Source organism: Flavitalea flava, from assembly GCF_054461575.1.
The window spans coordinates 60,879-76,397 of the sequence record NZ_JBTLQH010000027.1 but is presented as its reverse complement, the minus strand read 5'-3'; the positions used below and the strand labels follow the sequence as shown (position 1 = coordinate 76,397).

The window sequence follows — 15,519 nt, the reverse complement described above, 5'->3', positions numbered from 1 at the left end:
GAACGAAACCCTGATTGCCCGGAACGGAGAAATGAATAAAGAATAAAATAATTAACATGAAAACATTCATCGCAATAGGAATAACGGTTCTGTTATTCACGTCGATATGGTCCTGCAAGAAAAGTTATACCATCGGGGGCAGTCTCTTTGTGACGCAGGTCAATATGAGCACCTATGATTATTTGAAGACCAATCATCTTTTTGATACCCTGGTCATCATGATCGACAAGATGGGTTTAAAGGATGAGCTGAATCAGAGCGGTACATTTTTTGCCCTCACCAATTTTTCCATCCGCAATTATGTACTGGCCAAACAGGCAGATCTTCAGATCATCGAAAATGATGAGAACCTGGTCTTTACCTTCGATTCGCTTGACCTCCCTTCGCTGAAGGATACCTTACGGACTTATATGTTCCATGACCGGATCACACGGGATAATATCAGCCAGATCGGCGAGTGGCGGCCTTCCAATGAAGGGGAGAGCAGGTGGATCCAATTGTTGTCCACCACGGATTATACCAATCAGAACGTGTTCACGACGGACCCCAAATACATCTATCTGACAAAGATCAATCCCCTGCCAGGCAGTCCTGTTCCGACAGACTCAACGGGGCTGGTGAATGTCCTGCCTGCGCAGTTGTCGCAGACCCTTTGCCAGACGACGGGAATACTCACAACAACGGGCGTACTGCATGTACTGAGCAATGCCCATACATTCAATTATTACAATAACAGCAACTAATCTTTATCTGTCAATACGTTTATTATGCAGAAAATCTATAAATACATCGGTCTTGCCCTTATCACGGGTGTCGTATTGGGGGCCTGTAAAAAAGCCCCGAATGGATATATGAGCCAGCAGATCCGTTATCCGGATAATCCTATGCAGATCCAGCGAGGGGTGATCAAACAAACCCTCCCGGTGGAAGCCGATGGTTCCAGCGCTCCTATTCAATACGAATTGCTCGATATCCGGGATGCCGCCACCCATAAACATGCGGATTCCGTATACAAGAACCAGGAGCGGTATATCTTTACCGGCCTGTTCGATGCATCTGTTGATACTACGGTAGCCCTGCTCAATACCATCCGGCAGAAGATCAGTGCGCCCTGCTTTGATTTTAACGTCCATACAGGAGCTTTTACTTTCTACGGTACTACCGCCAATGTGCCATTGGGAACTTATGAATATGATATAAAGGCTACGAATGAATCCGGGAGCTATGTTTACAAAAACATCGCGACCTTCTCCTTCTTTGACGGGCTACCTTATGAGATCGATGCGGGCGGTTGTGCCTGGTTCCAGGATGGGACTTCCACCAGTGGTGATCTGGGCGCACCCCAGGTGACGATCCAGCAATTGTCTACCAGCGGAGACCGTGTGATCCTGGAGATAATAGATAAAAATAATATGCCTTTCAATCCGCAAAACAATGAGTTCATTCCAAGAGGGAACCGGAGCAGTTTTTTAACATTTGCCAAATTTAATCCCCTGATCGTGTCGGATACGGCCCTTACCTGCGATTTTGAGGTTACCCCGTTCCCTTTTGCCCCAGCTGCACAGGGATTTACGATCTATTACCGCATTCCGAGCAAGTTCGCACTGGTCGATCCGGGATATACGCCAACGCCGGACAGGATCTATAGTGTTAATCCAAGATTCACTTTCCGGGTATACCAGGATGGCACCTACCTGGTTAAAGTTAAGATGAACAATGTTACGAGGTCTCCGATATAGTCCGGATTGGTCCGGGTATGAAAAAAGCTTTCCGGAATATCCGGAAAGCTTTTTTAAATGGAAGCTCTTTGAGTTTAAATGATAAGGGATCGCCTACCGGTAAACCAATTCCAGGGCGGGATTTTTGCTGTAATCGCTCCAAAGCTGATCAACGGTTTCCCCGGTCAGTTTTATCCAGAGTGCAGAAGTATAAGTGCCGGAGCGGGCAGCCTTATCCAGCCGGTCGACAATATGTTTGTTCCTGTATTTTTCGACCCACAGCAGGAATCTTGCCGTCACACGGTAGGCATTGGTATAACTCTGGGAAGGCTTGAAATCAGGCAATTTCCAGTTGCCTTTCAGATTATTGACGCCATATACATAACGGACATAATCTGCAATACCTTCTGTGAGCCAACCCGGACAACCAGGTTCCTGGTCTCTGTAATCCTGTACAATATGCATGACCTCATGGGTCACTACGTCAATATCTTCCGGGTGCGACTTTAGCCAGCCGGGATTATATCTGGCTACACCATTGCCGGTCTCGGCGACACCATTATAAGTCGGGTCGATTATGAAGGTAATCCGGCGAAGCGTATTCTTATTGAATCTTTTTGCTTCCTGTGGGTATACCTCAAAAAAGGCCTCTATCATTCTTTGCCGGGTGAGGGTATCAAAACCTGCTTCATTATTGATAAATACAAGGGTATATTTTCCCCGGGTGACAGAATCCCGGGTTGAAAATGTCCCCTGTGAGCGGGCATTTTGAAGGGCATACGATCTTTCGGGGGGGGACAGGGCGAATCCTGCTATAATCAATGCGATCCATTTCTTTTTCATGAAAACTTTTTAAATACGGAATAATTTGTGGTTAAAACTAAAGATATTTACTCCCGCATCGGTTTGCTGTCAACGGATTTCAAACGGATTGTTAACGAATATTAAAGAGGCAGTGAGACCCGACTAAACCTTATCTTCATGAAGCTGGCAGCGATTTAAAGGATTAATCAAAACAACTGATATTGAAATATTCCATCCCCATTCATAAGGTCATTGCTATCCTAAGTCTCCTGGTTCTTTCTTCTGTACAATTTTTCCTGCTGTACAACACCTATGAATTAAAGAATGACCATTATTATTTTGCAGAAAAGGACATCCTTCATGCTGAGTATGCCGATGCCATCCGCAACGATAAAATTATGCCAGGTGGCCAGCGTATCCTGGATAGTTTTATCGATCCGAATATGAAAGAGATGGAGCGACTGTATGTATCCGATTCTGCTGCATTCGGCCGCTACAAACAAAAAGTCTGCGACAGCGCTTTTGCCAGCCTGAAGAAAGCCAATAATATAGATAGCCTGCTGAAAGACATAATTAAGCGCCACCATCTTAATCCCTATATTAAATATGCACTTATTATCCGATCGGTCGATGTCTCATTCCAGCGGGATAAATATATCTCCCTCTACAATTTGAGTGAAAAGTATGCGCTTATTGATCAGGGTATTCAGACGAAGGATGGAATCCGCCTTGGGGGCAGATTGTCGGACCTTTATCCCCAGAACCTGGTAACAAATCTGACCGTAAGTAGCAGTCTTGATTACAGTAACCGGGTGTCATTCAGCCTGTATGTGGATACCTATAACCGAAAAAGCACCATTTTGAAACTGATGATGCCGACATTCACGTTGTCTCTGCTGTCGATATTGTCCGTGGTGCTTATTTTTTTTATCACCTTCAGGAATTGGCTGAGGCAGAAGAAACTGTCCGAAATGAAATCCGATTTTATCAATAGCATCACCCATGAATTTCATACCCCTTTATCGGCGATCATTGTGGCCAACCGGACCATGCAAAATGAGAAGATCATCTCCAGCAGAGAGAGCCTGATACCCCTGACCGAAGTGGTACAACGACAGGCGGAGCGTTTAAAAACGTTGATCGGACAGGTCCTTCAGATCACTACCCTGAACAGGATATCCCTGCAGAAAAATGAATATAGCGTAAATAATCTGGTGGAAGAATTATTACTGGACTACCGGCTTAATATCATGGAAGAGAACGTCAATCTTGTCCTGCATAAGAACGCATCAAGGGATATGGTCAGCCTTGATCAATTCTGGTTTACGACGATCATGCTGAATATTTTTGACAATGCGGTAAAATACAATGAAAAGGAATTTAAGGAGATCGTCGTGACTACCTCCAATGACAAGAAGGGGATTTATATTTCGATCCGGGACAATGGAAATGGGATGACGGTTGAGGTGAAGAAACATATTTTCGATAAATTCTATAGAAAGATGGATAATTCCAATAGCCAGGTTAAAGGATTGGGCCTGGGATTGTTCTATGTCAAACAGGCGATAGATGCACATAACTGGAAGATCGATATTGAAAGTATTGAAGGTGAGGGAAGTGTTTTTACAATCAGCATACCAATATAATAGACTTTACTCCTATAAAATCAGATAATAATGGCCCCGAAAATATTATTAATTGAAGATGAGATTGACCTGGGGAATGTTGTCAAACAATACCTGGAGATAGTCGGGTTTGAGGTCGACTGGGCGCAGAACGGGCGCATTGCGTTGGAGTGCCTGGAGAAAAACCCGCAAAAATATCAGATTGCACTCATCGATGTGTCAATGCCTGAAATGGATGGATTTGAACTGGCCGGCCGGATTGTAAAGACCGGAATGAACCTGCCCTTTCTTTTCCTGACTGCACGCAATGAAAAATCCGATCGGATGCATGGATTGAAGATCGGAGCGGATGATTATATCTCCAAACCTTTCGATGTCGATGAACTGGTGTTGAGAATAAGGAACATTATCAAGCGGAGTACAAACGTTGACAATATTAACAGATCCCTGATCGTCCGGGGGGATGTACAATTTAATAAGGATTCGCTGAAACTATTTATCCGGGGGCAAAAGGAGATAACACTCACTCCGCGCGAAGCCGAATTGCTCGGATACCTGTTCAATCACGAGAACCGTATCTTAAAAAGGGAGGAGATCCTGACTCAATTATGGGGGGAGAACGATTATTTCCTTGGCAGAAGCCTGGACGTATTTATATCCAGGCTGAGAAAACATTTAAACCTGTCCAGCTGCATCAGCATTAACAATGTCTATGGAGTGGGGTTTATTTTTAACGTGGAGGTGCCGTGAATTTGTTGTTTTTAAGTTCTTTGTCATTTAGCAGTTTCCCTTAATCATAAAACTCAATAAAACATATGGATCGGTTAATGGAAGAAGAACAAATACGTGAATCCCTGAATGCGCACTGGCAGGCTTCGGCAATCGGCGACGCAAACGCAGAACATGATATTTACGATGGCGAGGTAGTTTGTGATTACCCCCAGTCAGGCGAGCGAATCCTCGGAAGAAACAATTTGCAGGCCTTGCGGAGTCATCATCCAGGTAAGCCATCAGGCTTTAATGTCAAGCGAATTCTCGGAAAAGGCGATCTCTGGATCACAGAATACACAATCACCTACCAGGGGAGGCCAGCATTCACAGTGAGCATTATGGAGTTCCGCAAGGGAAAGGTTGTGCACGAGACGCAGTATTTCGCAGATCCCTTCGAGGCGCCTGCCTGGCGAAGTCATTGGGTTCAGCAGATCGCATGACTCCTCATAGAACCAAGATTGTTACTGCAAAATTTAATAACTGAAGGCCGTAGGATTCGCTGCGGGCTCTTTGTTCGTCGGGCGCATGATATTGGCCGTTTTAAGCGTCTGGGTGGTTTGGTTGGGGGGCCGGCAGAGGTGGCTGGTGGACTTGATCAACAGATTTCGCTGAGTGGTGAGGTCTGTGGTCACCTGGTCCCAAAAGCAAGCCCCATGGTTTCAGGCCGTCTATTCTGTCGAAAATTATCTTTAGAACGGCGATCACAGGTATGGATAGGAACATGCCGGCAATACCCCAGATCATCCCGCCGATAAAGACCCCGGCAATCATCGTCATCGGATTGATGCGCACTTTTGAACCGACGATCCAGGGAAACAGCAGATTGGCGTCGACAAGGTGGGTACAAACGAGAACGATGATGACGAGAAAGACCTTGCTGAGGGAGGCAGTTGCGAATGTAATAAGTACACTTACCACAAGGGTGATAAATATGCCGATATAGGGTATCAGGTTGAGCAGTCCACTCAATAGCCCAAGCAATATCGCGTAGTGTATGCCGAGTATACTGAATGCAATGCACAAGACAGTGGAAATGGTACCCATTTCTATCAGCAGTCCGATGATGTATTGCCGAATGATGGTTTGGATCTTCTCCGCGATCTCATGGACTAAAGCCATATTCTCTTCCGGAAATATGCTTAAAAAGAATAGCTTGATCAGGCTTCTGTATTGCAAAAAGAAGATTGTGTATATACAGGTAAACAATACAAAGAAGAGCATCGCCGACAAGGATATTAAGGTCGATCCGATCATGCTGCTTCCGGATGTTAAAAATCGGGAGGAGGCATTATTAAAGTAAATCAATTGCTGATCCAGCTTAATGTTTGCAGTGGCCGAAATCCAGGTTTGTGCCTGTGTTAAGGAGGTGTCCAACTGCAATTGAAATTTTGGCCATTCTCTGGCCAATACCCGTCCCTGGCCCCCCAAAACATAAAAGAGCATGGAAATGATTAAAATAAATAGTAAGACGGCTGTAATAGACGCCATAGGTCTTGGCAACCTGCATTTCCGTTGGATAAAGGCGGCAAGAGGCTGCAGCAATATGGCAAAAAGGCTGGCAAACAGCAAGGGGGAAAGAATGGCTTTGCCCAATATGGCTAAATAACCCAGAGAAATCAAGCTTAGTAGCGCACAGGTTAATTTTACATACAGGGGCAGTGATTTGATAAGTGGCTTCATGATTGTATGATTTCGTTGAACTCAACTTACGGCTTTCGCTAATAGAAAAGCGGCGGCGGCTGAGGCTCCGGTTTTTAATTACCAGGTTCGGTATCCCTCATAATAAACTACCTTATCCTTCTCTTTACGTTTTTCCCATTGTAAAATTACGAGCTCGGGTTGGGTAAGAAATTTATCGACATAGCCAATACATAAATAGGCTACCAGCTGGTTCCCGGCCGGGGCATTTAGAATAGTTTTCACCTTTTCCGGATTCAGGATGCTTACCCAACCCATTCCGATGTTCAATGCTCTTGCCATCAGCCACATATTTTGAATAGCGCAAACTACGCTGAAGACGCCCGCCTCCTGCATGCTGGTCTGCCCAAGGACAGGCCCGGCACTGGGCTTATAAAATACTGCCAGGTTTAGCGGCGCTTCAGTTATTCCTTCCAGCTTCAATCGGGCATACTGCTCCTCCTTACCCTCCTGAAAGAGGATCATGGCCTTACTGTTTTCCTCGGCGAAACAACCTTTTACCCTGGCTTTCACGGTTTCATTTCGGATTACGACGAACTCCCAGGGTTGGGAGAAACCTACGGAAGGTGCATGCAATGCGGCTGTTAATAATTTGTCAAGCACTTCATCGGGTATGGTTTTAGGCAGGAACCGATTCCCGCGGACGTCCCGCCTGTTAAGCATGATATCTTCCAATATCAATGCTTCGTTTTCGTTAAATAATTTTCCATTAATCATACCCAGTACTCCTATACTTTAATGGCGCTAAGTTAGGGTAGTAAAACAGAATGACTAATCAATTATTCCAGGTATCGTCTGCATGCAGGAATTTCAGGGCCTCATTCATATGTCTTTTGATCATTGCCGGGGAGATGCCGAGTCGTTCAGAAACTTCTTTATGGCTTAATCCACAGTTCGCGATTTCCCGGTGATCTGTGACTGAATCATACCAATCCCCCGATCCTGTTTACTTAGCCGGACCATTCCCAGGTCTGGCTTCAACAGTTTAGCTACCCTGTATATTGTTTCTTCTATCTTCTTTGTTTCCAGGTCTTTGTGAATCAAGGGTAGCTCTCCGTATCGCTGATTTATAAAATGAAAGTAATAATAAAATTGCGTTTTATTTCCTATTTGCTTTGTTAAAAAATGCAAATTCATGCAAAATGCTTTTATATTTGATTTAATATATTAATGGCAACCCAAGTGGTCTTTGTCACGGGATTGATTCTTTTTTAAGGTCAGCCCTCGGGTTGCCTTTATATTGAAAGAGCATGAGAATATCGATATAAGCCGCTACGGGCATCTGCCGGGCAATCAAAAAACAAGATTTTACCATGACCAATTTAAACAGACGACTTGTCTCGCTGGATGCGCTAAGGGGCTTTACAATTGCTGCTATGATCGTTGTAAATTATCCGGGAAGCGAAAAGGATGTTTTTTTTACCTTACGGCATACGGCGTGGAACGGATTGTCTTTTACCGACCAGGTAGCGCCCTTTTTTCTTTTTTTTGTAGGCGCATCAATTGCCTTCGCCTATTCAAGAAGGCTCGCTGAAGGTGCACCGCGACATTCGCTTTATAAGAAAATACTCTTCCGTTCCCTGAAGATATATGCTGTAGGCATGTTCTTGAACCTGATGCCGCATTTTGACTTTCATAACATCCGCTGGACGGGCACACTTCAAAGGATCGCCCTTGTTTTTTTCTTTTCTGCCATCCTTTATCTTAATACCAACTGGAAGCAGCAGGCATGGATTGCAGGAATATTGCTGGTGTCGTATTGGCTGGCCCTTACCTGTATTCCGACGCCGGGTTTCGGGGCGGTAATGTTAGAGCCGGGAAAAAATATTGTAGCCTGGATTGATAGTAAATACCTGCCGGGGAAAATGTGGCGGGGCACCTGGGATCCCGAGAGCATACTGACAACGGTAACATCTATAGTCTCCTGTATAACGGGCATGCTCGCCGGGCGCCTTATGCTCAGTGACAAAAGCCCCCATGAGAAAGCTAATTACCTGATGGCATCAGGCGCTTGCCTTTCTATCGTTGGATATTTTTGGGGATTGATTTTCCCCGTTAATGAGAACCTATGGACCAGTTCATTCGTGCTGGTGACATCGGGATTTGCTTCCCTTCTTTTTGGTACTTTTTATTTTATCGTGGATATAAAAGGGAAGACCTGGGGAACGCTGCCTGGAATTATTTTCGGCGCAAATGCAATTACCATTTATTTTCTTGCTGATGTATGGGCATTGTTTTTTTATGAGGCTAAATTTAGCGGGGTAACGCTCAACGAAAAATTTGTAGATGGCTTAAGTCATGCAGGCGCCGATCCCAGGTTGGCAAGCCTTCTATATGCCTTGTTTTTTGCCGCGATTAATTTTATTCCAGCATGGGTTTTATACAGGAAAAAGATATTTATCAAATTATAAGGTAAACCTAAAACTAATTACAACGGAAAACCAACTAACATGAAATTAGTATGCCTGTTTCTATTGGTATGCAGTGGCCGCCTTACTGCACAAAGAGCAACATTGCCGGAATCCAGGCACAAATTTATTGTTATTGCGCATCGGGGAGACAATACCGAAGCGCCTGAAAACACCCTTGCCGCAGTTGAAAATGGAATCAAAAATGGGGTAGATTTCGTGGAGATTGATCTTCGCACTACAAAAGACTGCGTCCTGGTGATTATGCATGATGAAACTGTTGACCGGATGACCAATGGCAAGGGAAGGATCAGCGATCTGACTTATGCCGAGGTCCGGTAATTGAAAGTGATGAACAAAACGATGGACTTAACACCCATGAAAGAGATTGGTAAGGTCGAAAGAAAGATTCAGCTAAAATCTCTGGTTGGGACGACAAGATTACCTCCGGGCTCCGCCCTCCGGTGATCTTGTAGCCCTCCTTCTTACTCAAGAAGCCTCGTCCCGACTTCGTCGGTACTGTTTTGCTTTTTTGTCCGCTTAGGAGAACGAGTTCTCCCAGCTGCCAAAAAGCAAAACCCGCAGCTTTCGCTGCGGGCTCCTTGTTCGTCGGGACGACAAGATTCGAACTTGCGACCCCTAGCACCCCATGCTAGTGCGCTACCGGGCTGCGCTACGTCCCGAACTTTAAAATTCCAGGGTGGCAAAGGTAGGAAAAAATCTGTTTTTTAGGAAAAAATCTATCCTTTCTCATTTTGGGACCATATTAACTATTTTTTAGTAGTATTCTTTCAAATATTTGGCGCAATACTTGCGTTGTATGGTACATCTATCAAAACGGGATCTATATAATATAACTCTACCAATCTCTCTTACCGTTACTTTTTTTGATCCAGATCCCTTGCGCAAAACCAACCTGTATTTACATTTTATCAATAAATTCTAACTAAGAATGAAGAAATTCTTGTTATTGGGGCTCTTTGTCCCTATGGTTTCTATTGTCCGGGCTCAATGGAATGTTAACCTGATGGGAGGGTTTTCAAATTATATCGGGGACCTTCAAAGCAAAGGTTATACAACAAAACAATCGCACACGGCCTTCAGTGCCGGCCTTCAGTACGATCTGACCGGACATTTTTCGGTTCTTTCCAATGTAAGCTATGCCAAGGTAGGAGCTTCGGATACGTATGCTGCCAAAGCGGACCTTAGGGCACGTAACCTTAGCTTCGAGACGAAAATCTATGAATGGAACCTGCTGGCTGAGTATAATTTACTCGACTTGAATGAACACCGGTTCACACCATATGTTTTTGCAGGGATTGCTCTTTTTCATTTTAATCCTTATGCATTTGACAGTTTGGGGCAAAAGGTTTTCCTCCGGGGTTTAAGCACGGAAGGCGAGGGGCTTTCGCAATATCCGGGCAGAAAACAATATAAGAACAACCAGATCGCCATTCCATTTGGAGGCGGCATTAAATACCGCGTTTCCCGGAATGTAGTCCTTGCTTATGAGATCGGATTGAGGAAATTGTTCACGGATTATCTGGATGATGTCAGCTCGACCTATGTAGACCAAGCCACATTATTGGCAGCGAAAGGCCCTAAGGCAGTGGAAATGGCTTACCGGAGTGGGGAAATAAAGGGTTCTTCGGCAATTTATCCACATGATGGCACGGTAAGAGGGAATCCCAAAAGAAAGGATTGGTATTATCTTTCCGGGATAAGGGTGACTATTGCCTTGAATTCGAACCGATCGGAAGGAACTCACCATAGAGGCGGAGGTAAGGGTAGCGTCGATTGCCCGAAAAATGTTTATTAATAGTTTCGATTGTAAACATATTTACCTTGCTTAGTGTTTAATTTTACATAACGGACCTGCCGGTCCGTACAAATGTACTATTCAACAACTAATGCATGGCCTATAAAAATCAGCAGGAATTTATCAGTGCTTTGGAAAAAGCCGGAGAATTGGTTCGGATCAAAGTCTTCGTAGATCCTAAGTTGGAGATAGCAGAAATCACTGACCGGATCAGCAAAAGCGGCAATGGAGGAAAAGCCTTGTTGTTTGAAAATACAGGAACTGATTTTCCTGTTCTTATGAATGCCTATGGTAGCGAAAAAAGGATGTGTATGGCCCTTGGCGTGCAGCACCTGGATGATGTTACCCGGGAGATCGAAGGTCTGTTCCGGTTATTATCCGCCCCAAAAGAAAGTATTGCGGACAAATTGAAACTCCTGCCCAAATTAGGCCAGTTTGCCAGTTGGATGCCAAAAGTAAAAAGCGGAAAAGGCGAATGCCAGGAAGTTGTCCTCACCAATCCCGATATTTCCCGTCTTCCTGTTATCACCTGCTGGCCCAAGGATGGAGGCCCTTTTGTCACTTTGCCCATCATTCATACCAAAGATCCTAATAGTGGCATCCGTAATGTCGGCATGTACCGCATGCAGGTCTTCGGGCCGGCATTGACTGGTATGCATTGGCATAAACATAAAGTGAGTGCCAGGCATTTTTCCGAATACAAAAAAACGGGCAAAAGAATGCCTGTGGCCGTTGCACTTGGCGGTGACCCGGTTTACGCATATAGTGCTACGGCGCCTCTGCCGGAGAACGTCGATGAGTATATGCTGGCGGGATTTCTGCGCAAAAAAAAGGTAGAGCTGGTGAAATGCATTACACAGCCGGAGATAGAGGTTCCTTCAGACTCCGATTTTATAATAGAAGGTTATGTCGACCCCACAGAAGAACTGATCTGGGAAGGTCCGTTCGGGGACCATACCGGTTATTATTCCCTTCCCGATTGGTATCCCCGGTTTCATATCACAGCTATCACTCACCGAAAAAATCCGGTCTATCCTGCTACTATCGTTGGAATTCCACCACAGGAAGATGCCTGGTTAGGAAAAGCCACGGAAAGGATTTTTTTAGCGCCTATGAAAATGACCCTGGTGCCTGAAATAGTAGATATGGATATGCCTGTGGAGGGTGTTTTTCATAACCTGGTCATTGCTAAAATTGCCAAAGAATATGCCGGACAGGGCCAGAAAGTGATGAATGCTATGTGGGGGGCTGGTCAGATGATGTTCAATAAAATACTGGTCATTGCGGACAGGGATGTTCAGATACAGAACTATCTTCAGCTTGCCCAATATGTTTTTAGGAATCTCAATCCCGCGACGGATGTCTACTTTTCGCAGGGACCGATGGATGTACTGGACCATAGCTGCAGCAAGTTGGGTTTTGGAGGGAAAATGTGTATCGACGGTACCCATAAAGCAGATGAAGAGATCGACAACCATCAATACCAGCTTTTGGAGACCCGTTATGATCAGCTTATGGAAGACAAACTAAAATCCCGGTTCCCGGAAATCAGTACGGCAAATCTTTCCCTTTTGGAAAAAAATATTCCCTGCCTGATCCTTGGGGTCAGAAAAAACAGACCCGGGCATATCCGTGAACTCCAGGAATCCATATGTGAACTGGAAGAAATGGAAGGCATAAAAATGGTTCTTTATGTCGAACATACGGTTGATGCCAACGATCTGCCCGTTGCGCTATGGAGGTTTTGCAATAACCTGGATCCACGCCGTGATTATCAGCTGACCCAAAAGAAATCTCATATTGATCCCTTTAAAAAATCTGCCTGTTTAGGGCTGGACGGTACCCGGAAAACCAAGGAATTGGATAACTTTCAACGGGACTGGCCAAACATCATCATAGCCGACGATGCAACTATTAAAATCATCGATAAAAAATGGAGCAGTCTGGGATTAGGTGATTTTCTTGTCTCCCCGTCTCTGAAATTTAAGGACCAGGTATATGGAGAAGAAGCGGTAGTCGCTTCATAACTAATTCGATTATGAAAAAAAAATCAGGATTTCTGTTTGCCGGATTTTTAATGGCTTCCCTGTTATTGATGCAGGCTGCCCGTTCCCAATCCCCTCAAACCTTGTTATGGAAGATTTCCGGAAAGGGGCTGGTTAAACCTTCTTACCTGTTCGGTACCATGCATATCCTTTGCGCCGTTGATGCCGCATTGAGTGATAGCCTGAAGTTAGCTATTACCAATTGTGATGAGGTCTTTTTTGAAATTGATCTTAGCGATATGAAAGGAATGCTGAATTCCATACAATACATGCGGATGAAGGACGGTAAGAAACTATCTGATCTGTTGAGCGCCGGAGAGTATGAGAAAGTAAAATCTTATTTTTCCAAAAATGCGGGATTATTGCCTTTTGGTATGTTGGAACGTTTTAAACCCATGCTGATCAGCAGCATGGTCGAAGAAGGAAACCTGGGCTGCAAAACCACGGATGGGATGGAATTAATGATCCTCAAAGAAACCCGTTCTCATAATAAGACCGTGAAGGGATTGGAAACGGTGGAATTCCAGGCGGGTCTTTTTGACAGCATTCCGTATGAGAAACAAGCAAAAGATCTGGTAATTTATATTGACAGTGCGGAAGAAAACAAAAAAATGACGCAGGATCTTGCTGCCGTATATAAGAAACAGGACCTGGACCAGATTGATTCTCTGACCCGTAAGGGGGATCCTTCCATGAATGGTTATATGGATCTGCTGTTATATGACCGAAACAGGAGATGGGTAAAAGCGTTGGATTCTTTATTACCCGTAAAATCCTTATTGATTGCGGTTGGCACTGCTCATTTACCGGGAAAAGATGGTGTCATAGACCTGCTCAGAAAACACGGATATTTGGTAAGCCCCATAAAAAATTAAAACACGTATCAACGCCTTTCGGGTCAATTCGTGTTTTAATTTCTGTTAAACAACAAATATCTTTTAAGGCAACTTATTGTTGCCTTCGAATAAAGGATACTTAGAACGGACGACGGAGATTAAATTCTTTCCAGCCCGCTAAAGAAGAAATCGCCTTCAATCCTGGCATTATCATCACTATCACTACCATGAACCGCATTTTCTCCTACGGAAGAGGCGAACAATTTACGGATGGTTCCTTCGTCGGCCTTTGCCGGATCGGTAGCACCGATGAGTTTACGAAAATCAGCAACGGCATTGTCTTTTTCCAGGATAGCCGCGATGATCGGACCACTGCTCATAAAATCAACCAATTCTCCGTAAAACGGCCTTTCTTTGTGAACGGCATAAAATTCTCCTGCCTTTTCTTTGGACAGCCTGGTCAGCTTCAGGGCAATAAGGCGATATCCGCTTTTAATGATCTTGTCAATAATAGCGCCGGAATGCCCTTTTGAAAAAGCATCCGGTTTGATCATGGTGAAGGTGCGATTGCTCATAATTTCCTTTTCATTTTTGGCACGCAAAGATAGGGTAATTTGACTTGTTTCCTTATCAAATCTGCTCCATTTGGACAGGTGCCTTACCGCTGCCTTTTCAGGTGTTGAAGGAAGGAGCCCTAAAGGGGCAAAATAGGATGGGGCGGGGCTGGTAAAAGAGGGATTTGGGATTTGAATTTATATTGTGCAACTTTGCGGGCACTTTACATGAAACCTATAGAGAATATATATAATTTATTGGACCATCCCAGAAAGGTGGTCATTATTATGCATCAGAAGCCTGATGCCGACGCCATGGGGTCTTCCCTGGGGTTGTTTCATTTTCTGAAGAAACTGGGGCATACCCCTACCGTCATTTCCCCTACGAATTGGGCGGAATGGCTGAAATGGATGCCTGGTTGCCAGGGGGTGATCGATTATGAATACAGCACCGAGAAGGCAAATCCCATTTTAGACCAGGCCGAATGGATCTTTTGTCTGGATTTTAATACCCTCTCCCGAACCAGGAGCATGGCTCCCAAATTGCGGAAACTGGCCTGCGAAAAGATCCTCATAGATCATCATCAACAGCCGGAGCGGGCAATTTTTGCTTATGGGGCGAGTAATACCGATAAAAGCTCGACCTGCGAAATGATTTATGATCTTATTATGGAGTCCGGTCATGCGGATAAGATAGATATAGACATAGCTGCCTGTTTGTATGCGGGTGTAATGACGGATACCGGTTCCTTCCGCTTCCAGGGGGCATCCGGGGATGTTCACCGGATGGTGGCAACCTTAAAGGATACCGGTTTGAACCACACGAAGATCCACGAGAATCTGTTCGATAATTTCCTGGAAAACCGCCTGAGGTTCATCGGTTATGTATTACAGAACCGGATGGATATTTTTTACGAGCACAATGCAGCCCTGATCTCCATACCGTGGAAAGATCTTGTGCGATATGAAATAAAGACGGGAGATACGGAGGGTTTGGTTAACTATCCTTTGTCCATACAGGGTATTAAAATGGCAGCCCTGATCATTGACAGGGACGAAGAGGTGAAATGCTCCTTCCGCAGTAAAGGTGATTTTGATGTAAACACCTTTGCCCGCCAATATTTTGAAGGTGGCGGACATTTTAATGCTGCCGGGGGGCGGAGCAGCGATTCGCTGGAACTGACCGTACAGCGTTTTGTAAACGCAATTAAAGAGAATTCATCACAACTACAATAAACAAC

At 44.7% G+C, this 15,519-nt stretch carries 16 protein-coding genes and 1 tRNA gene; 11 read left to right on the top strand and 6 right to left on the bottom strand.

Annotation, left to right across the window (positions count from 1 at the left end; translation table 11 throughout):
• Positions 1–56 precede the first annotated feature (56 nt).
• The gene (locus ACX0G9_RS21350) at positions 57–743 is read left to right on the top strand and encodes a hypothetical protein (RefSeq protein ID WP_459066986.1); all 687 of its coding nucleotides are present in this window, start codon (positions 57–59) and stop codon (positions 741–743) included.
• 24 nt (positions 744–767) lie between these two features.
• Positions 768–1,739 carry a DUF5007 domain-containing protein gene (locus ACX0G9_RS21345; RefSeq protein ID WP_459066985.1) on the top strand — a complete coding sequence of 324 codons (972 nt, stop codon included), beginning with the start codon at positions 768–770 and terminating at the stop codon, positions 1,737–1,739.
• Between the two features lie 93 nt (positions 1,740–1,832).
• Here the strand turns inward: ACX0G9_RS21345 and ACX0G9_RS21340 are convergent, their stop codons facing one another.
• Positions 1,833–2,561 (bottom strand): basic secretory protein-like protein, encoded by a 729-nt coding sequence (locus ACX0G9_RS21340; RefSeq protein WP_459066984.1) that lies wholly within the window; start codon positions 2,559–2,561, stop codon positions 1,833–1,835.
• Positions 2,562–2,743: 182 nt separating this feature from the next.
• Here ACX0G9_RS21340 and ACX0G9_RS21335 point away from each other — a divergent pair, with 182 nt between their 5' ends.
• The 3 genes from ACX0G9_RS21335 (at position 2,744) to ACX0G9_RS21325 (ending at position 5,358) form a co-directional block, all read left to right on the top strand.
• Entirely contained in the window at positions 2,744–4,168 is a 1,425-nt protein-coding gene (locus tag ACX0G9_RS21335; protein ID WP_459066983.1) for a sensor histidine kinase, read from the top strand.
• 30 nt (positions 4,169–4,198) lie between these two features.
• Positions 4,199–4,897: a response regulator transcription factor gene (locus tag ACX0G9_RS21330; protein ID WP_459066982.1), complete on the top strand. Its 699-nt coding sequence runs from the start codon at positions 4,199–4,201 to the stop codon at positions 4,895–4,897.
• Positions 4,898–4,974: 77 nt separating this feature from the next.
• On the top strand, positions 4,975–5,358 hold the full coding sequence (locus ACX0G9_RS21325; protein WP_459066981.1) for a hypothetical protein: 384 nt from the start codon (positions 4,975–4,977) through the stop codon (positions 5,356–5,358).
• Between the two features lie 100 nt (positions 5,359–5,458).
• Here the strand turns inward: ACX0G9_RS21325 and ACX0G9_RS21320 are convergent, their stop codons facing one another.
• From ACX0G9_RS21320 to ACX0G9_RS21310, 3 genes are all read right to left on the bottom strand, one after another.
• A complete protein-coding gene (locus ACX0G9_RS21320; protein ID WP_459066980.1) occupies positions 5,459–6,598 on the bottom strand; it encodes an AI-2E family transporter in 1,140 nt (379 codons plus the stop codon).
• A 78-nt stretch (positions 6,599–6,676) separates the two neighbouring features.
• Positions 6,677–7,333 carry a 5,6-dimethylbenzimidazole synthase gene (bluB, locus tag ACX0G9_RS21315; protein ID WP_459066979.1) on the bottom strand — a complete coding sequence of 219 codons (657 nt, stop codon included), beginning with the start codon at positions 7,331–7,333 and terminating at the stop codon, positions 6,677–6,679.
• A gap of 58 nt (positions 7,334–7,391) precedes the next feature.
• The gene (locus ACX0G9_RS21310; protein ID WP_459067003.1) at positions 7,392–7,517 is read right to left on the bottom strand and encodes a sigma factor-like helix-turn-helix DNA-binding protein; all 126 of its coding nucleotides are present in this window, start codon (positions 7,515–7,517) and stop codon (positions 7,392–7,394) included.
• A 412-nt stretch (positions 7,518–7,929) separates the two neighbouring features.
• On the opposite strand from ACX0G9_RS21310, the gene ACX0G9_RS21305 reads away from it, so the two are divergent.
• Positions 7,930–9,027 carry an acyltransferase family protein gene (locus ACX0G9_RS21305; RefSeq protein WP_459066978.1) on the top strand — a complete coding sequence of 366 codons (1,098 nt, stop codon included), beginning with the start codon at positions 7,930–7,932 and terminating at the stop codon, positions 9,025–9,027.
• Between the two features lie 39 nt (positions 9,028–9,066).
• The gene (locus ACX0G9_RS21300) at positions 9,067–9,366 is read left to right on the top strand and encodes a glycerophosphodiester phosphodiesterase (protein ID WP_459066977.1); all 300 of its coding nucleotides are present in this window, start codon (positions 9,067–9,069) and stop codon (positions 9,364–9,366) included.
• Positions 9,367–9,633: 267 nt separating this feature from the next.
• On the opposite strand, the gene ACX0G9_RS21295 is transcribed toward ACX0G9_RS21300, so the two are convergent.
• Positions 9,634–9,707, bottom strand: a tRNA-Pro gene (locus ACX0G9_RS21295).
• A gap of 269 nt (positions 9,708–9,976) precedes the next feature.
• Here ACX0G9_RS21295 and ACX0G9_RS21290 point away from each other — a divergent pair.
• The 3 genes from ACX0G9_RS21290 (at position 9,977) to ACX0G9_RS21280 (ending at position 13,763) form a co-directional block, all read left to right on the top strand.
• Positions 9,977–10,843 (top strand): DUF6089 family protein, encoded by an 867-nt coding sequence (locus ACX0G9_RS21290; protein WP_459066976.1) that lies wholly within the window; start codon positions 9,977–9,979, stop codon positions 10,841–10,843.
• Between the two features lie 95 nt (positions 10,844–10,938).
• Positions 10,939–12,870, top strand: coding sequence for a menaquinone biosynthesis decarboxylase (locus ACX0G9_RS21285; protein ID WP_459066975.1), 1,932 nt, complete (start codon positions 10,939–10,941; stop codon positions 12,868–12,870).
• Positions 12,871–12,881: 11 nt separating this feature from the next.
• On the top strand, positions 12,882–13,763 hold the full coding sequence (locus tag ACX0G9_RS21280) for a TraB/GumN family protein (protein WP_459066974.1): 882 nt from the start codon (positions 12,882–12,884) through the stop codon (positions 13,761–13,763).
• A gap of 119 nt (positions 13,764–13,882) precedes the next feature.
• On the opposite strand, the gene ACX0G9_RS21275 is transcribed toward ACX0G9_RS21280, so the two are convergent.
• Positions 13,883–14,299, bottom strand: coding sequence for a nucleoside-diphosphate kinase (locus tag ACX0G9_RS21275; protein WP_459066973.1), 417 nt, complete (start codon positions 14,297–14,299; stop codon positions 13,883–13,885).
• 207 nt (positions 14,300–14,506) lie between these two features.
• On the opposite strand from ACX0G9_RS21275, the gene ACX0G9_RS21270 reads away from it, so the two are divergent.
• Positions 14,507–15,514, top strand: coding sequence for a DHH family phosphoesterase (locus ACX0G9_RS21270; RefSeq protein WP_459066972.1), 1,008 nt, complete (start codon positions 14,507–14,509; stop codon positions 15,512–15,514).
• Positions 15,515–15,519: the final 5 nt, after the last annotated feature.